The organism is Mycolicibacterium llatzerense (assembly GCF_000878195.1).
Taxonomy (GTDB): domain Bacteria; phylum Actinomycetota; class Actinomycetes; order Mycobacteriales; family Mycobacteriaceae; genus Mycobacterium; species Mycobacterium llatzerense.
Genome location: NZ_JXST01000005.1, coordinates 49052 through 67018, shown reverse-complemented (window position 1 = coordinate 67018; position 17967 = coordinate 49052). Strand labels below are relative to the sequence as shown.

General features: G+C 66.0%; 24 protein-coding genes and 1 riboswitch. Of the genes, 10 read left to right on the top strand and 14 right to left on the bottom strand.

Annotation, left to right across the window (positions count from 1 at the left end; all coding sequences use genetic code 11):
* Nucleotides 1–73: 73 nt before the first annotated feature.
* On the top strand, nt 74–871 hold the full coding sequence (locus TL10_RS04865; protein ID WP_043984739.1) for a FadR/GntR family transcriptional regulator: 798 nt from the start codon (nt 74–76) through the stop codon (nt 869–871).
* Here the strand turns inward: TL10_RS04865 and TL10_RS04860 are convergent.
* The 5 genes from TL10_RS04860 to TL10_RS04840 all read right to left on the bottom strand — a co-directional run bounded on the left by TL10_RS04860 (nt 861) and on the right by TL10_RS04840 (nt 5772).
* Nucleotides 861–2591, bottom strand: coding sequence for a DUF3556 domain-containing protein (locus TL10_RS04860; protein WP_043984738.1), 1731 nt, complete (start codon nt 2589–2591; stop codon nt 861–863). The genes TL10_RS04865 and TL10_RS04860 overlap by 11 nt on opposite strands.
* Before the next feature lie 105 nt (nt 2592–2696).
* Nucleotides 2697–3212 carry a DoxX family protein gene (locus TL10_RS04855; RefSeq protein WP_043984737.1) on the bottom strand — a complete coding sequence of 172 codons (516 nt, stop codon included), beginning with the start codon at nt 3210–3212 and terminating at the stop codon, nt 2697–2699.
* Nucleotides 3213–3221: 9 nt separating this feature from the next.
* A complete protein-coding gene (locus TL10_RS04850; protein ID WP_043984736.1) occupies nt 3222–4466 on the bottom strand; it encodes a WS/DGAT/MGAT family O-acyltransferase in 1245 nt (414 codons plus the stop codon).
* A complete protein-coding gene (locus tag TL10_RS04845; RefSeq protein ID WP_043395669.1) occupies nt 4466–5140 on the bottom strand; it encodes an Rv1363c family protein in 675 nt (224 codons plus the stop codon). Before TL10_RS04845 ends, TL10_RS04850 begins: the two co-directional genes overlap by 1 nt.
* A complete protein-coding gene (locus tag TL10_RS04840; RefSeq protein ID WP_043984735.1) occupies nt 5137–5772 on the bottom strand; it encodes an Rv1363c family protein in 636 nt (211 codons plus the stop codon). The genes TL10_RS04845 and TL10_RS04840 overlap by 4 nt, the downstream gene beginning before the upstream one ends.
* Before the next feature lie 138 nt (nt 5773–5910).
* Between TL10_RS04840 and TL10_RS04835 the strand changes: the two genes are divergently transcribed.
* The 4 genes from TL10_RS04835 to TL10_RS04820 all read left to right on the top strand — a co-directional run bounded on the left by TL10_RS04835 (nt 5911) and on the right by TL10_RS04820 (nt 8866).
* Nucleotides 5911–6798 (top strand): alpha/beta fold hydrolase, encoded by an 888-nt coding sequence (locus tag TL10_RS04835; RefSeq protein ID WP_043984734.1) that lies wholly within the window; start codon nt 5911–5913, stop codon nt 6796–6798.
* Between the two features lie 34 nt (nt 6799–6832).
* On the top strand, nt 6833–7651 hold the full coding sequence (locus TL10_RS04830) for an adenylate/guanylate cyclase domain-containing protein (protein ID WP_110788963.1): 819 nt from the start codon (nt 6833–6835) through the stop codon (nt 7649–7651).
* Between the two features lie 184 nt (nt 7652–7835).
* The gene (locus TL10_RS04825; RefSeq protein ID WP_043395672.1) at nt 7836–8528 is read left to right on the top strand and encodes a hypothetical protein; all 693 of its coding nucleotides are present in this window, start codon (nt 7836–7838) and stop codon (nt 8526–8528) included.
* A 110-nt stretch (nt 8529–8638) separates the two neighbouring features.
* Nucleotides 8639–8866, top strand: coding sequence for a hypothetical protein (locus tag TL10_RS04820; RefSeq protein WP_043395675.1), 228 nt, complete (start codon nt 8639–8641; stop codon nt 8864–8866).
* A 73-nt stretch (nt 8867–8939) separates the two neighbouring features.
* Here the strand turns inward: TL10_RS04820 and TL10_RS04815 are convergent, their stop codons facing one another.
* The gene (locus TL10_RS04815; protein ID WP_043984733.1) at nt 8940–9776 is read right to left on the bottom strand and encodes a phytanoyl-CoA dioxygenase family protein; all 837 of its coding nucleotides are present in this window, start codon (nt 9774–9776) and stop codon (nt 8940–8942) included.
* 48 nt (nt 9777–9824) lie between these two features.
* Between TL10_RS04815 and TL10_RS04810 the strand changes: the two genes are divergently transcribed.
* Nucleotides 9825–10403 carry a TetR/AcrR family transcriptional regulator gene (locus tag TL10_RS04810; protein WP_043984732.1) on the top strand — a complete coding sequence of 193 codons (579 nt, stop codon included), beginning with the start codon at nt 9825–9827 and terminating at the stop codon, nt 10401–10403.
* 71 nt (nt 10404–10474) lie between these two features.
* Here TL10_RS04810 and TL10_RS04805 read toward each other — a convergent pair whose 3' ends face one another.
* Nucleotides 10475–11221, bottom strand: coding sequence for a class I SAM-dependent methyltransferase (locus tag TL10_RS04805; RefSeq protein ID WP_043984730.1), 747 nt, complete (start codon nt 11219–11221; stop codon nt 10475–10477).
* Nucleotides 11222–11330: 109 nt separating this feature from the next.
* Here TL10_RS04805 and TL10_RS04800 point away from each other — a divergent pair, with 109 nt between their 5' ends.
* On the top strand, nt 11331–11711 hold the full coding sequence (locus TL10_RS04800) for a nuclear transport factor 2 family protein (protein WP_043395685.1): 381 nt from the start codon (nt 11331–11333) through the stop codon (nt 11709–11711).
* A 7-nt stretch (nt 11712–11718) separates the two neighbouring features.
* Here TL10_RS04800 and TL10_RS04795 read toward each other — a convergent pair whose 3' ends face one another.
* Together TL10_RS04795 and TL10_RS29450 are read right to left on the bottom strand one after the other, a co-directional pair.
* The gene (locus tag TL10_RS04795) at nt 11719–12117 is read right to left on the bottom strand and encodes a VOC family protein (protein WP_043396033.1); all 399 of its coding nucleotides are present in this window, start codon (nt 12115–12117) and stop codon (nt 11719–11721) included.
* Between the two features lie 46 nt (nt 12118–12163).
* Nucleotides 12164–13306 (bottom strand): DUF3047 domain-containing protein, encoded by a 1143-nt coding sequence (locus TL10_RS29450; RefSeq protein WP_234711369.1) that lies wholly within the window; start codon nt 13304–13306, stop codon nt 12164–12166.
* Nucleotides 13307–13379: 73 nt separating this feature from the next.
* On the opposite strand from TL10_RS29450, the gene TL10_RS04785 reads away from it, so the two are divergent.
* Nucleotides 13380–13775, top strand: coding sequence for a VOC family protein (locus TL10_RS04785; protein ID WP_043984729.1), 396 nt, complete (start codon nt 13380–13382; stop codon nt 13773–13775).
* Here the strand turns inward: TL10_RS04785 and TL10_RS04780 are convergent.
* Together TL10_RS04780 and TL10_RS04775 are read right to left on the bottom strand one after the other, a co-directional pair.
* Nucleotides 13748–14071, bottom strand: a complete 324-nt coding sequence (locus TL10_RS04780) for a branched-chain amino acid transport AzlD family protein (protein ID WP_043984728.1) — start codon at nt 14069–14071, stop codon at nt 13748–13750. The two genes, TL10_RS04785 and TL10_RS04780, sit on opposite strands and share 28 nt — an antisense overlap.
* On the bottom strand, nt 14064–14771 hold the full coding sequence (locus TL10_RS04775) for an AzlC family ABC transporter permease (protein WP_043984727.1): 708 nt from the start codon (nt 14769–14771) through the stop codon (nt 14064–14066). Before TL10_RS04775 ends, TL10_RS04780 begins: the two co-directional genes overlap by 8 nt.
* Nucleotides 14772–14851: 80 nt before the next feature.
* Here TL10_RS04775 and TL10_RS04770 point away from each other — a divergent pair, with 80 nt between their 5' ends.
* Nucleotides 14852–15298, top strand: coding sequence for an Lrp/AsnC family transcriptional regulator (locus TL10_RS04770; protein ID WP_081936680.1), 447 nt, complete (start codon nt 14852–14854; stop codon nt 15296–15298).
* Between the two features lie 72 nt (nt 15299–15370).
* Here the strand turns inward: TL10_RS04770 and TL10_RS04765 are convergent, their stop codons facing one another.
* Together TL10_RS04765 and TL10_RS04760 are read right to left on the bottom strand one after the other, a co-directional pair.
* Nucleotides 15371–15934: a dihydrofolate reductase family protein gene (locus tag TL10_RS04765; protein ID WP_043984726.1), complete on the bottom strand. Its 564-nt coding sequence runs from the start codon at nt 15932–15934 to the stop codon at nt 15371–15373.
* A gap of 36 nt (nt 15935–15970) precedes the next feature.
* The gene (locus tag TL10_RS04760) at nt 15971–16285 is read right to left on the bottom strand and encodes a DMT family transporter (protein WP_043984725.1); all 315 of its coding nucleotides are present in this window, start codon (nt 16283–16285) and stop codon (nt 15971–15973) included.
* Nucleotides 16286–16294: 9 nt separating this feature from the next.
* Nucleotides 16295–16360: riboswitch (guanidine-III (ykkC-III) riboswitch) on the bottom strand.
* 156 nt (nt 16361–16516) lie between these two features.
* Between TL10_RS04760 and TL10_RS04755 the strand changes: the two genes are divergently transcribed.
* On the top strand, nt 16517–17494 hold the full coding sequence (locus TL10_RS04755; RefSeq protein WP_043984724.1) for an NAD(P)H-dependent flavin oxidoreductase: 978 nt from the start codon (nt 16517–16519) through the stop codon (nt 17492–17494).
* 57 nt (nt 17495–17551) lie between these two features.
* Here TL10_RS04755 and TL10_RS04750 read toward each other — a convergent pair whose 3' ends face one another.
* Nucleotides 17552–17893 (bottom strand): DUF1801 domain-containing protein, encoded by a 342-nt coding sequence (locus TL10_RS04750; RefSeq protein ID WP_043395707.1) that lies wholly within the window; start codon nt 17891–17893, stop codon nt 17552–17554.
* Nucleotides 17894–17967 lie beyond the last annotated feature (74 nt).

Below are 17967 nucleotides of genomic sequence, written 5' to 3'. Positions count from 1 at the left end.
GCTAATGCCATCCCACATGGTTTACTGAGTTGCCTAACACGAGGCCAGCACATTCGGTTCAAGGAGGGCCCAGATGGCGCAGACTCCGCCGTTGTCGCCGATGATCGACCCACGTACTGTGCCATCCTCGACGAGCGGCCCCATCCGCTCCCCCAAAACCGCGGAACTGGTGGCCGGCACCTTGCGCCGCATGGTCGTCGACGGCCAGCTCAAGGAAGGCGACTTCCTGCCCAACGAGGCCGAGCTGATGGCGCACTTCGGTGTCAGCCGCCCGACTCTGCGCGAGGCCGTTCGCGTCCTGGAATCCGAGCGCCTGGTGGAGGTGCGGCGCGGGTCGCGCACCGGCGCGCGCGTCCGGGTGCCCGGCCCGGAAATCGTCGCGCGCCCGGCGGGCCTGCTGCTCGAGCTGTCCGGCGCCACGATCGCCGACGTGACCATCGCCCGCTCCAGCGTCGAGCCCACCGTGGTGCGGCTGCTGACCGAGCAGGGCGACACCGAGGTCTTCGACGAGCTCGACACCATGCTGGCCGAGTACGTCCCGTCCGGCTACGAGTCGGGCCGCATGGCCGAAACGACCGGCGACTTCCACCTGCGCATGGTCGAGCTGTCCGGCAACGCGACGCTGGCCATCATCGCCGGCATGCTGCACGAGATCACCGTCCGCCACATCGCGTTCGCGATGCGCGAGAACCGCCCGATGTCCAAGGCGGACTACGACATCCTGATGCGCTCCTACCGCCGGCTGATGACGCTCATGCGGTCCGGCAATGCCGCAGCCGCCGAAGCACATTGGCGCAAGCACCTCGACACCGCGAACAGCCTGCTGTTCGAGGGCATGGAGAACCTCAAAGTCCGCGACGTCATGCGCTAGTCACGCCGTAGACCGGCACGTCGTCGGCCCACGGCTGGCGGCTGACCATGTCGCCCACCTTCACGTAGCCACTCTCGAACTCGCCGGTGGCGGCGTCGACCAGGCGGTACCGCTGGGTCTGCCGGTGGATGGGCTGCGCGTCGAGCATGACGATCCGCACCTCACCCGGCTCGAAGTGGCACCGCTCCTGCAGCGCCGCGACGAGTTGTTCGTTGGACATGTGGCCGTCGCCGAAGTTCCAGCCGATGGCGGTCGAGACGATGCGCTCCCCGTCGGTCAGGGTGTAGTCGTCCTCGTTGTACCCGGCCATCGCGCGGTGCGCGAGCGTGAACAGCGCGCGGCCGTGCGTGTTGAAAGCGCGGAACGCGTAGCCCATGTACATCGGGATCTGCGCGGCTTCCTTACTGCCGTAGAACTTTTCGAGCTGCGCGGCGGGCATGCTGGCGATCGCGACGATGTTCTTGGCGATCTTCTCGTCGGCCGACGGCTTGATGCACCACAGCGACGTGTCCCAGTTGCCGGCGTAGTACCGCATGCCCGGCAGGAAAGACACCTTGCGCGGGAACAGGTTTCCGATCACGACGGTGCCCGCGACGACCGCGAACAGCACGATGGGCCACGGCGACGTCAGGTCCGTCAGCCCGATGTCGGCATGGCCGACGAACAGCGTCACGACGCAGAACATCATGAAGACGTTCCACTCCAGCGGCACACCCATCGGGATCGCCGACAGGATGCCGAAGTGGAAGCACAGCATGACGAACGCGGCGACGTACGTCGGCCAGCCGCCGCCCGAGAAGAACAGCACCAGCGGCACCCCACCCTCGATGAGAGTGCTGAAGTGCGCCATGAAGCGCGACGGCCGGCCGGGACGCAGGTCGTCCGGGAAGTGCTCGAAGAACGCGCGCTTGATGAACTTGGGGCGCAGCACCGGGTTGTTGCTCATCATCGTGGAGATGACGAACGGGAAGTGCTGGTTGAGCTTCGAGGTCGCGGCGCCCAGCCAGATCACCATGCACACCAGCTTGGCCGCGATGATCAGGTCGACCCCGTAGCCGGCGAACAGGAAGGCGGCGGTGAACGAGCCGTACACCTCGCCGCGGGCGGCCAGGAAGATCACCTTGTCTCTGAGGCCGAGCACCGCCAGCACTCCCAAGATGGCCCAGATCTGCCACATCGGGAGCACACCGACGGCGGTGCGCAGTCCCGGCATCGGGCCGGTGCCGTCGGAGCACAGGGCGACGACTAGCAGGACCAGCAGCGCGCCGTAGAGCAGCACATCAACCGGCCCGCGGGTGTCACCCTTGGTCAGCGGGACGCGGCCGGGCCACGGCGGCAGACGAATGGTCTTCGGCCGTAGCCAGTACAGGATGGAGCCCAGCGGCGGGAAGAACCGGTTGTTCAGCGGACCGAACCCGCAGCCGAGGCCGACCACCTCGAACAGCATCGTGTACAGCACGACCTTTTCGAAGACGATCGGCTCGGTCCACCATGTCGCGACGTCGGTGAAGCCGTCGATCCCCTTGGTGGACAACGCGATAAGCCAGCCGCCCAGGATGTACAGGCCGATCTTCACGACGTAGAACAGGTGCAGCGCCACCGGCGTGCCGAAGCCCGTCTCGGCCCAGTGCCGGGCCATCGGCACGATCTTCTCCGCACGGGTGCCCTTGCTCCACTCCGCGAAGTCGATGACGGGGGTGTCCTGTTTAAGAAAGCCCATACTCGTCAGACTAGAACGTGTTCTAGATTTCCTTTCGCGAACAGACGCAAAACTGTCGATTTGGGCGCGAAATCGACAGTTTTGCGTCTGCTCGCGGGGAGACCGCTAGACCTTGACGGGCGGGCGGAAGAAGATCAGCAGCTGCCCGATGCCACCGGCGAGCCCGAGCCCGACGGCGATCGCCAGCCCGCACCAGCCGTGCAGCAGGTGATAGAAGCTGCTGCCGTGGAACAGCAGGCAGTCCAGGCTGTAGCGGCCCGCGCCGGTACCCGCGATGGCCACCGCCGCGACACCCAGCACCAGGTTGTACTCCCAGCCGGATTTCACGATGAAGAAGCCGTTGTCGCGGTGCACGGTCCAGGCCGCCACGACCATCAGCGCCACGAAGCCCGCGGCGGGGAGCGGCGTCAGGAAGCCGACCGCCAAGCCCAGGCCGGCCAGGATTTCGGTGCTGGCGGCCAGCCGGGCGTGCAGCAGGCCCGGCTTCATGCCGATGCTGTCGAACCAGCCGGCGGTACCCGGGATCCGGCCGCCACCGAAGAACTTGTTGTACCCGTGCGCAGCCATGGTCAGACCGAGCACCACCCGCAGCAGCAGGATCGAGAACGCGTAAGCAGTCACGCGTCGAGACTAAGCCCCGGAGTCCAGAACCGCCGACAACCGTTCCACATACGAATCGACATCCGGTAAGGCCGACGGGGACGCGTGCACGCTGATCGTGACGATGTCCCCGATGCCGTGCACCCCGTGCGTCAAGCCCATCATCGGGGACAACGCCGGGCACGCGGTGGACAACACCACCCGGCATCCGCCGAACGTCAGATCGGCCGGACCCCGGTTGACGCTGGACACCACGGTGTTGCCGGCCGCCGTCGTCGACCGGGTGTGTGGGTCGAAATGCCCAATCCCCCAACGCAATACCGGTGCCGGCACCGCCGCGGAGGCGGCATCGCTCGCCGTAACCGCGGGATGCTCGAAGCGCTGTCGCCGCTGGGCGAGTTCCGCTTCGATCCGGACCGCCCGCTCATGGAACGGCAATTGCGGGTGCAATGCCACGCTGACGTTGCCGTAGTGGTTGTAGGCGTGGCGCGTGCTGGTCTTGGCCATGGGCACCTCGGCTCCGAGTGCGGTGACGCCGCCCAACTCGGCGGCCAGCGCCTCCGAGATGGCCGCCAGCACGCCCACCGTCACCGTCGGCCCGGGCAACTGAGCACGGTGACGGACCACCGCCCGCAGCACGTCGGGCCCCTCCGGCGCGTTGTTGGTCGGCTGCAACGGCCACGAATCCGCCGGTGCGGCAACAGCACCCGACTCGGTGTCCTGCACGAGTCGACGGTGAGCAGCGCTGGCTCGCCACGCCAGATACGGCAGCGCCCACGTCCCCCACCGCGGCTCGACCACCGCGGGCACTTCCTGGTCCCGTCCGAAGATTCGCCCGACCAGGGCCGTCGCCCGCCGCCCGTCGGCCAGGGCATGCGACATCTGCACGACGACGACCGTGCCCGGCCCTGTCGTCTCCGGCATCCCGGTGACGCCGGCGAACACGTGCAGCCGCCACACCTGCACCGCGGCATCGAGTTGGTCACCGGCTGCCACGCCGCGGATGGCGTCGAGGCACCCGGACCAGGAGGCGTCGTCGAGTTCGTGCACAACGACGGATTCCTCGGCCAGGTCGCACCGCACCCACGACGGATAGCGCCAGGAATCCGAATCGTCTATACGTACCAACAATTCTGGGCAGGCCGCGACGTTCCGCCGCACCGCTGCGAGCGCCTCGTCCAGGTCGGCGGGCATACCGTCGAACCCGCACACCTGAAACATGTCGTTGGGGATTTTCGCCGACATCCAGAAGCTCTGGGCGTCGGCGGCCGCCATCACACCGGTTCGAAGTTGGCGATCAGCCACTGGCCCCCCAGTCGTTCCAGGGTCACCCGTGCGCTGGTCGGCGTACTGGTCGGCGGCTGGTCGCCGACGCGGACAGTCTGGTTGACGAACACCAGCACGACGGCGTGGTTCTCGTCGACCGACACCGCGGCCGCGGCCGGCACTGACGTCGCTGCCGAGATGTGCCGCTGTTCGGCGCCGGGGATCACCGACTTGGTCAGCGTCGTGTACTCGTCCAGGAATGGCGTGGTGAGCAGCTTGCGCGCGTCGGTGAGTTGTTGGCGGACAGTGTCCGGTTCGTACGACAGCAGCGCGACCGTGCCGTCGCGGGCCACCTTGATCACCGCCGCCTGCTCGGCCTCATTGCTGTGCCTCGCGGTCAGGTACCACAGGCCGCCGGCAGCGGCCGCGAGTACGACCGCCAGCGCCGGCAGCACCCGGTAGGCGATCACCCGCCCCCACTCGATCCCAGGCTTCAGCGGTTTCGCTTGCGGCACAGCATCATCGGCCGCCGCCGATGCCGCCTCAGCGGACTCGGATTCGGACTCAGACTCGGCCCCCTTGGACCCCTCGGACTCCTCCGATTCCGGCTCCGCCTCGAGCTCCGTCGGCTCAAGCTCGGTCTCGGCCGCCTCGTCGGGCTCGTCCATCCCGTGCTTGCTCATTGGATCGGCTCCACGTTCGACACCTTGGCGCTGTCGCCCACCTTCTGCATCGTCAGCCGCACGCGCCAGTAGCGGTCCCGTTGCGGCGGACCGCTGCCGACCTCGGTGTGTACCTTCACCGCGACCAGGACCACGCCGGTGGCGTCGTTCGCCGATTCCACCCCGGCCTCGGTGATCGTGCCGGACGACACCGACTGCTGCTGCTTCACCGAGTCGACGACGGCCGCCGAGCGTTGCTTGAATTCATCGAAGTAGGCGCCGGTCGAAGTATCCAGCGCCCGCTTGATGTCGTCGTCGACGTGCCGGTAGTCGATGGTCGTGAGATTGGCCGCGGACTGCTTCCCGGCGGTCAGATACATCTGGTGCAGGGCATCGTCTCGACGCGACTGCAGTTCGCGCTGACCGAGCCAGGTCACCAACGCGCCCAGCGCAACCACCACCACAACACCCACGACCAATGCCGCGATGACACGGTTATCCCGTTTGGGCGCAGCTTGTTTCACGAAGGCGAGGGCTTCATCGTCGGAAACGGCCGGTTTGTCGTCGGCGGCGTCCGGCGTCGGGTCCGCGGCGCTCGCGTCTGCCTCGTCCGCGTCGTCGGGATTCCTGTGCCGCCCGTGCTCGTCAGCCATGTGCCTTCCTCTCGCCGCGCACCCGGCGTGGGCGGCGACACCTCGGCCGAGTCTAGAGACCAGGGGGTGACGAGGGTCGTGTTCGGTTCAGTTAGCACAGCTCGGTAACGTGCAGGAGAAGTGACGAGAGGATTCCCAGTGAGCACCGATGAACGCACTTCCCCCGCCGATGGCGGCAGCAATCCACAGACGGTGCAATTCCGCGGTATCGACGAGCTGACCCTGGTCGCCGACGAGTGGAACCGCGACGCGGAGATCGCCCAGGACAAGCCCACCATCCTGATGCTGCACGGCGGTGGTCAGAACCGGCACTCCTGGAAGAACACCGGCCAGATTCTCGCGGATGCCGGCTTCCACGTCGTCGCGCTGGACAGCCGGGGGCACGGCGACAGCGACCGCTCCCCCACCGCGAACTACTCGCTGGAGACGCTCACCGGCGACACCTTGCAGGTGATCTATCAGATCGACCGGCCGGTGGCCCTGATCGGCGCCAGCATGGGCGGCCTGACCAGCCTGCCGGTCGCTCATGAGGCCGGACCCGAGCTGGTCACCAAGCTGGTCCTGGTCGACGTCGTGCCCCGATTCGAGAAAAGCGGCAGCGCGCGAATCCGCGACTTCATGTTCAGCGGCATCGACGGCTTCACCTCGCTGGAGGAGGCCGCCGACGCCGTCGCGGCGTACCTGCCCCACCGCGCCCGCCCGCGCAGTGTCGAAGGGCTCAAGAAGAACCTGCGGCTGCAGGACGGCAAGTGGTTCTGGCACTGGGACCCGGCGTTCCTCACCGCGCCCGACGACGATCCGTTCGAGCGCGCCGAGATGCTCGAGCACGCCGCGATCAACCTCGAGATACCGATCCTGCTGATCCGCGGCAAGCTCTCCGACGTGGTCACCACCGAAGGCGTGCAGGACTTCCTGCAGAAGGTGCCGGCCGCGCAGTTCGTCGAACTGTCCGACGCCGGACACACCGCAGCCGGTGACGACAATGACGCGTTCACCGACGCGGTGGTGCAGTTCGTCCGTCAATGACCCGATAGTGGGCCGTCGCCTCGATACTTGAGCGGTGACGGTAGAGCTGGTCGCCATCTGCGTGCTCGCGGTGGTCGTTGTCGCCGAGGCGATCGTGGTGCGGGTGACACGCGCCCGGTTGCGCGCCGCGCGGCAGGAGATCGAGGAGTTGCGCGCGCCGTCCGAGCCGCGCACCAATCTCCTGCTGGCCGGCGGGCGGGCTGCGGTCAAGACGATGTGGCAGACCGCCAACCTCATCAACAAAGAGGGTTTCGGCGGCGCGATGTGGTCATCGATCGAGGAGCTGGCCGGCTGGGCCGAGGTGGAGCGGCCGGACCTGGCCAAGTTGGCGCCGACCGGTCGGGTGGCGATCGTGTTCTCGGACATCGAGGGGTCCACCGCCCTCAACGAGCGCATGGGCGACCGGGCCTGGGTGCGGCTGATCGACCACCACGACAAGCTGGTCAGCCGGTGCGTCAAGAAGCAGTCCGGGTACGTCGTGAAGAGTCAGGGCGACGGTTTCATGATCGCCTTCGCCGAGCCCGAGCAGGCGGTGCGCTGCAGCATCGACATGCAGCAGCAATTGGCCAAGGCCCCCAATGGTATTCGCGTCCGCATCGGCATTCACACCGGTAAGTCGGTGCGCCGCGGCGACGACCTGTTCGGCCGCAACGTCGCCATGGCGGCCCGCGTCGCGAGCCAGGCCGACGGCGCCGAGATTCTGGTGAGCAAGGCCGTGCGAGATGCCCTGTCCGGCTTGGGTTCCTGCGCCGACATCAGCTTCGACAGTGGCCGGACGGCGGAGCTGAAGGGCTTCACTGGAGACCACCGGCTCTATGCGGTGGACTGGCCGCTGGACTCGGCCAGCCGCTGATGTAACCGCGCGCGAATATCGTCGGCGGTATACGACTCACGTTTGCGCTGATCCCGCGCAACCAACACGCCACCGGCGACCACGCCCGCGACACCCGCCATACCAACCCACTTCCACAAGCCACGCATGACTCGATTCTGCCTTCCCGGGCGAGCGAAGCGACGGGGAATGTTTAACTGCCCACATGACTGGTAACGCGGTGACACTGGAGCGGGCGCTGGCCGAGACCCGGACCGGCGATATCTGGTTGTTCCGCGGGGCTTCCAAGCCCGACCGTGCCATCCAGGCACTCACCAATGCGCCCGTCAACCACGTCGGCATGACGGTCGCCATCGACGATCTGCCGCCGCTGATCTGGCACGCCGAACTCGGCGACAAACTCGAATGTCTGTGGAGCGGCAGCCACCACCGCGGCGTGCAACTCAACGACCTGCGCTCCGCCGTCGAGCGGTGGGTGTACGTGTACGGGCAGCGTTGCTGGCTGCGGCAGCTGACGCCGTACGCCACCCGCGAGCAGGAAGACCTGGCACTCAAAGTGGTGGCCCGCATGGACGGCACCGCGTTCCCCACCACAGCCCGGTTGACGGGCCGGTGGTTCCGGGGACGGGCACCGGTGATCAGCGACTACACCCGCGGAATTCCGGTGGTGCACCAGAAGGTTCGCGAAACCGCCGAGAAAGACAAGAACCGTCGACGGGCGGCGGGGCTCGAAACCGCGTACTGCGCCGAGACGGTGGCCATCACCTACGAGGAGATGGGGCTATTGGTCACCGAAAAGCGCGAGAACTATTTCGATCCGGGGTCATTCTGGAGTGGTGATTCCCTGTCGTTGACGCCGGGATATCAGCTGGGCAGCGAGATCGAAATCCTGGCCTGACCTGCGGGCCAGGAATTCGTCGAAAAATTGCAATCGGCGTCGATTCTGTCAAGCCGGGACTAGTATTTGTGCGCAAATTCCCAGTAAATAGCCAGCTTGCAGGAGGCGTCATGCGAATGAAAATCGCGCTCGTTGCACCATGGATTGCCGCGGCCGCGATCGGCGGCGCAATAAGCCTCGCTCCGATGGCCGGCGCCGACCCCGATCCCGATGTGCCTTATGGCGGAGACGAATTCGATCTGCCGCAGCAAGGCCCGAACCCATACGACTTCGGATTCCACGAGTCGAATCACGACGAGAAGGACACCTCCGCCGGCGCCACGGACGTGCCGTACTGATTTCCGCCGAACCTGAGCTTGTGTGCGAAAGTCGGCAGCTTCGTCGCACGCAAGCTCAGGTGGGAGCGCTCCGCTAAAGCAGGCGCTTCGGGTGCATGCCTTCGACCTGCCCGATGAACGGCGGGTGGATGCTGTAGCCCAGCATCCGGCGAATGTCTTCCGACACCCGGCGCACGGTGTCGCGAGTCATCGACAGCGTGAACGCCTCTTGCGGCCGCAGCCACGGCTCGCAGTATTGCGCGGTGAGGGCGAGCCGCGGACGGTCGGTGCGGTTGGCTCCGCCGCCATGCCACAGCGTGCCCGGGAAGAACACGCACGAGCCGGCTTTCATCACGACAGGCCGGCGTTCGACGTCGTCGCCGGGCAGCCGGTCGTCCCACAGCTGGCTGCCGGGCACCACATCGGTGGCACCGTTTTCGGCGGTGAAATCGTCGATGGCCCAGATGGTCGCGGCGCCCAACGCGGCCCGGGGACGCGGCAGCGGATAGAAGCCGTCGTCGGTGTGCAGCATCTGGGCCTGCTCCCCCGGCAGGATGTTGATCACCTGGAGCATCGACAGCAGATAGTTCGGCAGGAACATCCGGTCCAGTAGCGCGAGCACCCGCGGATGGTCGGCGATGACGTCACACGCCGAGGTCTTGTTCAGCACGCTGTAGATCCGCTGCGTCGAACGTCCCTCAAATCCGTTGCGGCCGTGCCGATCCAGCATCGGCGTCACGGCGGCGCGAATCTCGTCGAGCTGCGTGGGACTGAGCAGGTCGGGCAGGATCACGTACCCGTCGCGCGCCATCGCGGCGAGGTCGGCCTCCACGAGCGCGGGATCGACCGTCGCGCCGCTGCTTTCGGTTCGGCGATACGTGCCGGCCAGATCGCCGCTCAGGTCCGCCAACGATGACACTTCAGTGCTCATTGCCCCACTCCCGCCGAAACATAACTGAATTCTGTTATGTTTCGGACTATGGCACGCGCCCCGATCGGACGTCAACAACTTCTGACCGCCGCCCGCGACGAACTGGTCCGCGGCAACGGGGTGCTCGAACTGAGCGCGCTGACGCGTCGGGCACAGCTGAGCACCGGCGCCCTCTATCACCACTTCGGCTCCAAAAGCGGTCTGCTCGCAGCTGTTTACGACGACTTCTACCACGGGCTGCGCCATGCCATCGCCGACGTGCACCTGCCTATCGACGCCGACTGGGGTGTCCGGGAACGGGAGCGCACCCGGCGTTTCGTCGCCTATCACTTCGACGATGACCTGGCGCCGATCCTGCTCGGCCGCGCGACGCTGGACCCCGAACTCGCCGAGCTCGAAGCCGTGCACCTGCAGACCATGAGCGAGGTCGCGGCCGACAACATCCGCAGTGGACAAGCCCTCGGTCAGTTGCCCGACGACATCGACGCGGCCAGCGCCGGAGCGTTCGTCATCGGCGGCCTGCGGCACAGCATCGCCCAGCAGTTGCGTGCCACGCCCAGGGCCGACCCGGACCTGGCAGCCGAACGGCTCTGGCACCTGACCGCCGCAGCGCTCGGCATCTCCTGACCGCCGAGCGGCCAGTTATCGCACGCCATTTCGCCATTCTCGTGTCGTAACTGACCACTCGACGGATGGGATCAGACTGTCCCGCGCGCAGCCCACGCGGTAGCGGTGACGGTGAACGGCCCGGCGCCCAGTCGTTCGCGCGCCACGGTTTCCAGCCTCTCGCGGGCTTCGTCGTTAAGCCGCTGCACGTAGTCGCCCGCGGGGCCGACACCGAACGTGTACGGCTCCCACCACTCCTCGAAAGTCGGGTGCACGACGTCGACCGCGATGGCGTCTTCGTGCACGTCGCGCAATCCTGCGGTTTCGAAGATCTCGGTCAGATGCCCCCGGTGCGCACCAGAAAGGAGCGCCTCATCCTTCGCATCGGGATCGATCACGTGAACTGCTTCCCAAAACGGCGCCAGCGCACCGGTCGGCCCGTCCCAGACGCAGGCCGCGACGACGCCGCCGGGCCGAGTGACACGAGCCATCTGGCTGATACCGACGACGGGGTCCGCCATGAAGTGCACCACCAACTGCGCGAGCGAGGTATCGAAAGTATCTGCTTCATAGGGTAATTCCTCTGCCGTACCGCTGCGCACATCGATGGCGGGGAACCGTTCACGAATCGCGTCGACGAACGGCGGCGACGGATCGATGGCCGACACCTCGGCTCCGACCGACAGGGCATGGGCCGTCAGCGCACCCGGACCGCAGCCGACGTCGAGCACCTTGCTGCCGGCGGCGATCCCGGCGAACGCGCCGAAGACCGTCGCCAGCGGTTCGGCATACCGGCCCATGTAGCGGCCATAGGCGTCTGGCGAGACGACGAAGCTCACCGACAAATGCTAGGCCGCCTACGGCCACGGCGACAGTGGGCGCGACCAAGGTTCACCGCCGGCGCTGCGACACGACCACACTGGATGGACCACCTCCAGGAAGGCAGCCATGAACGACAGCGAAGTGCGGGGTGCGCTTGCGGCCCACTGGGCAGCTTCCGACGTCAACGACTTCGACGCCGAACATCGCATCTACCGATCCGATGCGGTCCTCGAATACCCGCAGTCCGGTGAACGTATCCGCGGCCGCGACAACATTCAGGCATCACGCGAAGCACAGCCCAATGCCAAGCGCTTCACGGTGCGGCGGATAGTCGGCAGCGGCGATCTCTGGATCAGCGAGCTGATCATGACCTACGACGACCACCCGTACTACGTCGTGAGCATCGCCGAATTCGAGAACGGTGAAATCATCAGGGAAACACAGTATTTCAGCGATCCGTTCGAACCCGGGCCATCGCGCGCCCAGTGGGTCGAACAGATGGACTGACTGACCGCTATACCCCGAACCTGGCTTTGGCCTCGTCGGTGACCGGAGTGAACAGGTTGATCAGGTTTCCGTCGGGATCGCGGAACAGCAGCGCCCGGTTACCCCACGGCATGGTGGTCGGCTCGGTGACGACCTCGTCCAACCGGTCGCGCAGCCGGTCATATTCAGCGTCGACGTCCGCCACGATGAACTCGATGATGGCCGTTCGGTTGGCTGCCGGCTCTGCGGAACCGGCCCCGAACAACGGGACGGTCTTGTCGCTACCGATGGCCAACGTGCCCACCGGCGTGGGGATTTCCGCGAACAGGTCGTTGGCCCAGACCGCGTCGGCGCCGGTCACCAGTTCATAGAAGCCGACCAGGCTCGGTACGTCGGCGGTGATGATGCGGGTGGAAACAAGCTTCATGTCGCGCAGGCTATCGGTGGGCACCGACAACTTCCTTGAGCGAGCGCTAGATGGTTGTCACCTCGGAACCGTCGCGGAGTTCGATATCGCGGAAGGCCCCGACCGCCGACTGATGCTGGTTGAGGCTGACGGCGATCAACCACACCGCGACGATCGCTGTCGGCGCCTCGCCGCCGATGGCGGCACGAGCGTCGGCGAGCACGGGCCGTTCATCGGTGACCCAATCACCCAATTCGGCGGTGCCGCTGCGGACCACGATGTGGGTTTCGCGATGCCGCCAGTGGTCGAGTGGGCACGGATAGGCCAGGCCCGGCGGTAGCGTCGCGCTCCATTGCCAGGTGAGGTCGCGCCCGTTGTCGAACTCGACGGCGATGCTCACGTAGTCGTGGGTGAACATCGTGTTCTCCGGCAGCGACGACGGCAGGCGGTCGACGCGCCACGACCACCGCAGACGCAACTGATCGGTCAGGGCCACCTGCACCGGGTAGCGGATGATCCCGACGGTGTCGTCGCAGTCGACCGTGATGCCGTCGGCGGAGTCCGCATAGACGTCCTCGTGCCCGAGCAACGGATGGTGCGACCAGCCGGTCGGTGGCGCGGGTGGCGCCGTAAGACGCTCGTGCTCGATCCGGCACAATCCCGAAGAGTCCAGGGGTGCAAGCTGTTTCAGTGTGCTTTCGGGGTCGCGGCTGCTCGGCCACACGACGACGACTGCGCTGAAGCCGCCGCGGATCGCACCGAATGGGATGCGGTCTGTCCGGCATTCACCGTCGGGCTGTAACTCAGCGGGTAGTCGTCCGCCGAACAGTACTTCGCCGTCCCGGTCCGCGGTGAACGTGAACGTGGGGCGCGCGCTCATCTGGACCGGACCGTCGCCGACGCGGCAGAGCATCCCGAAACTCGGCCCGGCGCCGATGCTCCGCGGCATCATCGCGTAGGCCCGGCCCCATGCCAGCCAGGTCACTCGATCGCCCTGTTCGACCCGCACCCCGCTGGACGTCCACGGTCGACGGTTCACCGGAATGTCAACGAGGCGTTCATCTGTGGCGAGGCCGACGAAGTGACTGAGCAGTTTCGGCCCATCGACGTGGGCCCCCTCAACGGGCGGCCGGCCACCGGCCATCGCTTTCGCGGAGGTCAGCGAATCGCGAAGCACCGCACGCACTGACGCATCTCTGAAGACGTCCACGGAAACTATTGAACGCTTCCCCATAACCGTCGCCAAGTGCATGATTGATCGACACAGGGAGGGGCGTGCTGTCGTGCCGAATCAATGGTCGGGCGTAACCATCGACTGTGTCGATCCGGTTGTGATGTCGACGTTCTGGGGACACCTGCTCCACATCGAGCCTTCCTACGAACACGGCGACGACCCAGGCTGGGCGACCCTTGGTTCTCGGGAAGGTCCGACGCCGCGGCTCACCTTCCAGCGCGTGCCCGAGGCGAAGGCGACGAAGGTTCGCATTCATCTCGACGTCGAAGTCGACGACATCGATGCCGGCCGTCAACATGTCGAGGACCTCGGCGGGCAATGGTCAGGGACACGTCACGACTACGACGAGGGCGTCGTGCTGGTCATGTTCGACCCCGAAGGCCACGAGTTCTGCCTGGTGCAGTACTTCGCACACAATCAGACTGAGTTCACGAGCAGCACATAGACGAGCGTTCCGGCGCCGACGCTGAGCAGGGTCCGCCGTCCGCCCAAAAGGTGGGCCGCCACGGTGATAGCCACCGCAAATGCCGCGAACGCCAAGTGTTTTCCGTCGCCGGAGACCGAACGGAAGGTGCTCGCCGCGAGAATCACCACGATGCCGACGGGCATCCAGGCGGCCATCGTGTTGACGAAGCGCGACTTTCGCAGTGGCTGCAGGATCGCGAACGGCACGGCGCGCAACGCCAGGTTGATGGCGAAGACGGTCCCCAGCACGGCCGCCAGGTACCCCAGGTCAGGCATCGACGACCGCCTGCCGCCGGACCAACGCGTAGCGCGCGACGAGCGTGGCGATGAACAGCAGCAGCCCGACGAACAACGCCGCATGAGGCGCAACCACCACCGCGATCGAGAAGCTAAGGGCCGCAAGGAGAAGCGATGGCACGCCGTCGCGGGAGCGGCAGGCGTCGAGCGTCAGAGTGACGAACAAGGCGCACAAAGCGAATTCGAGCCCTTCGATGCGCGCGGGCAGCATCGAACCGAGCAAGACGCCCGTCAAACCGCCACCGACCCAATAGATCTGGAACGCGGCCTGCATCGAGACCAGGCGCCACGACGTCCAGCCGCGCGGGTTGGCGGCGGTCACCGCGTACGCCTCGTCGACGAGGGTGTAGACCGAATAGGCACGGGCGAACCGGTTGCGCACCACGTGCAGCGGAAACGTGAACGCGTAGAAGACGTGACGGAAGTTCACCAGGAACGCGGTCAGTGCGATGGTCGCGAGCGGGGTGGCCGCGACGATCAGGCCGATCAGCAGCAGCTCCAACGACCCGGCGAAACATGCGATGGACAGCGCCGGGGCGACCCACCACGGCAGGCCCGCCTGGACGACCAGAAGCCCGAAGGCGACGCCGATCGGATACATGCCGAGTCCGGCTGCCAGCGATGCCCGCACGCCCGCGGCGACCTCCGCTTTCCGAGACGTCACCACCAGAGCATCCATGACAACAATGATCCCAGGTCAGCAGCAGAATTTGGTTGCTACTTACTGCGCTAGCGGGCCGGTGTGAGCAATAATTGGTCATGGACAGCCTTGACACAGCAATAATCGACGTCCTGCGCGAGGATGGCCGCATCGCGAACGTCGCCCTGGCCGAACGCGTCGGGCTCACGCCGGGGCCGTGCCTGCGGCGGGTTCAACGGCTCGAGGCCGACGGCGTCATCGTCGGCTACCAGGCGCAGATCTCACCCGCGGCCGCCAATCAGAGCTTCGAGGTGCTCCTCGACGTCGAGATCACCGACTTCGACATGAAGAGCATCGAGACCTTCGAGGCCAAGATGGCCGCGTATCCCCAAGTGCTCGAACTGCATCGGCTGTTCGGGTCGCCGGACTATCTCGTCCGCGTCGCCGTCGCGGACCTGCCCGCCTACGAGCAGTTCCTGACGAGCAAGGTGCTTGCGATCCCCGGCATCCACCGCGTCTCGTCGCGGTTCCCGATGAAGACCATCAAGTCGCTGCGGCCGCTCTGACTACGTCGAGCGTGCGGTTTTACGAGGAATTCGCCGCGTTTTTCCGCGTAAACCCCCACGCTCGAACCACTTTCAGCGAGGCCTGTAATGCAGGTAGGCGACACCGTCGTCGAAAACCCGGTGCTCGACGAGGTTCAGGTCGAGCACCACATCGTCAGGCAGGGCGCGCAGACCCGCGCCCACGACCTTGGGTACGACGAAGAAGTGGAAGTCGTCGATCATGCCGGCACGGATCGCATCGGCCGCCGTAGTGGGTCCGAAGATCTCGACCGCTCCCGGTGCGTCGTCCACGATCTGGCGCAATTCGGCCAAGGTCAGTTCGGGAACGAGCCGGGCTCGACTCGTCCCGAGGTCTTCGCGCGTCAGCGTCGACGACACGGCGATCGTCTCGATGTCGCGCCACAGCCGGGCGAACTCCAATTCCTCAGGGGTGGCATCTTCGTCCGCCGGGAAATTCTCCCAATACCGCATCAGCGCAAAGGTTTTCCGGCCCAGCACCTCGGTGGAAACACCTGCGATGCGTGCGAGATGAACGGCAAATACCTCGTCACCCGGGCCGGACCAATCGAAGTCGCCGTCGGCGTCAGCGACGTAGCCGTCGAGAGACACCGTCGCGGTGAAGTTCAGAGTCCCCATGCCGGGCAACCTACTCCGCCCGACATGGAATCAGCCCTAGTGAACGAGCTTGAGCCCGACAACGCCGCCGATGATCACCGCCAAGAACACCACCTTGAGGACCGAGGTGGTCTCATCCCCGGTGGCCATCGCATAGACGACGGTGAGGACTGCGCCGATTCCCACCCAGACGGCGTAGGCGGTCCCGACCGGAAGGTCGCGCATGGCGTAGGCCAGGCCGGCCATGCTGGCGATGAGCGCAACCCCGAACACGATGCTCGGCGAGAGCCGGGTGAACCCTTCAGACTTGCCCATCGCTGTCGCCCATACCGCTTCGAGGACGCCGGAGATGACGAGAATTACCCACGACATGATGTTTCTCCCGGGCCGTCTTGTCGCACACCGGGTACGGCACCCATCGTCCGGAAGCCATCGTTAAGGCTCTGTTACCAAGTTCTCACAGGCGCAGGCGGGTGGCAATGTCAGACTGGTCACCACCGTCCGCGTGACTACGCCGAGCGTGGAGGTTTAGGAGGGATTCTCGGCGGTTTTTCCGCGCCAACCCCCACGCTCGACGGCTCAGTTGACGCCCATAATCAGACGATGATCGCCACCCGCCTGACCGATCGCCTCGGGATTGCGCACCCGATTGTTTCCGCGCCGATGGCATTGGCCGCGGGCGGTGCACTGGCCGCGGCGGTCAGCCGGGCCGGCGGGCTGGGACTAATCGGCGGCGGATACGGCGACGCCGAATGGATTCGTGCGCAATTCGCGGCGGCCGAAGCTGAGCGGGTCGGCGTCGGGTTCATCACGTGGTCGGCGCAGCGCTCGCCCAGCGTGGTGGCCGAAGCCCTCGAATTCGGCCCGGCCGCGGTGATGTTGTCGTTCGGCGACCCCGCGCTCTTCGCGGATAAGGTGAAAGATGCTGGCGCCATGCTCATTTGCCAATGCCAGAACCTCGGCCACGTCGAACGCGCAATACAGGTCGGTGCCGATGTTGTGGTCGCACAGGGCACTGAGGCCGGTGGCCACGGTTCCTTGCGCGGGACGCTGAGCCTTGTTCCTGAGGTCGCTGATTTCGTGGCCCAGCGCTCCCCCAAAACCCTGCTCCTCGCAGCCGGCGGCATCGCCGACGGGCGGGCGCTGGCCGCCTCTCTCCTCTTGGGCGCCGACGGCGTGCTGGTCGGCACGCGGCTATGGGCTTCCGACGAGGCGCTGGTACATCCACGCCACCACCAAGCGATCGTCGAATCCAACGGGGACAGCACAATTCGCACGACGACGGGCGACATCGCCCGCGGCATTGATTGGCCGGCCGAATTCACAATGCGCATGCGCCGCAACGCTTTTACCGACCGCTGGCACGGCGACGAAAAGGCATTGACAGCAAACGCCGACGTCGAGGGCCCGCGATACAGCGCCGCCTTCGCCGACGGCGATCCCGACAACGCCGGGGTCGTGTTCGGCGAAGCCGCCGGGCTCATCCACTCGATCGAACCCGCCGGCGCGATCATCGAGCGCATCGTCGACGAGGCGGCGCAGCTGCTGAAGTCCGGCGCGGACTACACGTTGGGGGCGTGACTCCACCACCTTGCGGCACCGACAGGCGTCGGCCCAGGGACGGATCGCCCCAGCGCGCTAGCTGCGGTTGGCTCTCACTGCCTCGTGGATCAATGCCTTGAACGCGTCCGCGTCCAGTTCGTCGCCTTCGTGCAGATCAATGGCGCGCCGGACTCCCGCGTCGAGACTCGCGTTGAACAACTGACTCGGGTCCTTCAGGGACGCGCCTTTGGCGAACGTCGCCTTGACCTTGTCCTTGTACGTCTCCACCGTGCAGATCAGGCCGTCCAGTGAAAACGTCGGCACACCATCAGGATTGGACGGTTTGCGCCATTTGGACTCTTCGACGACGTCAGGTTCGGCCTGTTTGATCAATGACCGCAGCTCGTCGACTCGATCGCTGCGCCAATCGCCACTCACAGCCGTCAATCTATGTCATCGAATGTGCGGAAGATTGCGAGATTTCGCGAAAATCTCGCAATCTTCTCCACTCT

Excerpts from the sequence above, each read along its gene's own strand:
- TL10_RS04865 (WP_043984739.1), top strand. The coding sequence starts at position 74 with ATGGCGCAGACTCCGCCGTTGTCGCCGATGATCGACCCACGTACTGTG.
- TL10_RS04860 (WP_043984738.1), bottom strand. The coding sequence starts at position 2,591 with ATGGGCTTTCTTAAACAGGACACCCCCGTCATCGACTTCGCGGAGTGG.
- TL10_RS04850 (WP_043984736.1), bottom strand. The coding sequence starts at position 4,466 with ATGGCGGCCGCCGACGCCCAGAGCTTCTGGATGTCGGCGAAAATCCCC.
- TL10_RS04845 (WP_043395669.1), bottom strand. The coding sequence starts at position 5,140 with ATGAGCAAGCACGGGATGGACGAGCCCGACGAGGCGGCCGAGACCGAG.
- TL10_RS04840 (WP_043984735.1), bottom strand. The coding sequence starts at position 5,772 with ATGGCTGACGAGCACGGGCGGCACAGGAATCCCGACGACGCGGACGAG.
- TL10_RS04825 (WP_043395672.1), top strand. The coding sequence starts at position 7,836 with ATGACTGGTAACGCGGTGACACTGGAGCGGGCGCTGGCCGAGACCCGG.
- TL10_RS04820 (WP_043395675.1), top strand. The coding sequence starts at position 8,639 with ATGCGAATGAAAATCGCGCTCGTTGCACCATGGATTGCCGCGGCCGCG.
- TL10_RS04815 (WP_043984733.1), bottom strand. The coding sequence starts at position 9,776 with ATGAGCACTGAAGTGTCATCGTTGGCGGACCTGAGCGGCGATCTGGCC.
- TL10_RS04810 (WP_043984732.1), top strand. The coding sequence starts at position 9,825 with ATGGCACGCGCCCCGATCGGACGTCAACAACTTCTGACCGCCGCCCGC.
- TL10_RS04800 (WP_043395685.1), top strand. The coding sequence starts at position 11,331 with ATGAACGACAGCGAAGTGCGGGGTGCGCTTGCGGCCCACTGGGCAGCT.
- TL10_RS04795 (WP_043396033.1), bottom strand. The coding sequence starts at position 12,117 with ATGAAGCTTGTTTCCACCCGCATCATCACCGCCGACGTACCGAGCCTG.
- TL10_RS04780 (WP_043984728.1), bottom strand. The coding sequence starts at position 14,071 with ATGCCTGACCTGGGGTACCTGGCGGCCGTGCTGGGGACCGTCTTCGCC.
- TL10_RS04775 (WP_043984727.1), bottom strand. The coding sequence starts at position 14,771 with ATGGATGCTCTGGTGGTGACGTCTCGGAAAGCGGAGGTCGCCGCGGGC.
- TL10_RS04770 (WP_081936680.1), top strand. The coding sequence starts at position 14,852 with ATGGACAGCCTTGACACAGCAATAATCGACGTCCTGCGCGAGGATGGC.
- TL10_RS04765 (WP_043984726.1), bottom strand. The coding sequence starts at position 15,934 with ATGGGGACTCTGAACTTCACCGCGACGGTGTCTCTCGACGGCTACGTC.
- TL10_RS04760 (WP_043984725.1), bottom strand. The coding sequence starts at position 16,285 with ATGTCGTGGGTAATTCTCGTCATCTCCGGCGTCCTCGAAGCGGTATGG.
- TL10_RS04755 (WP_043984724.1), top strand. The coding sequence starts at position 16,517 with ATGATCGCCACCCGCCTGACCGATCGCCTCGGGATTGCGCACCCGATT.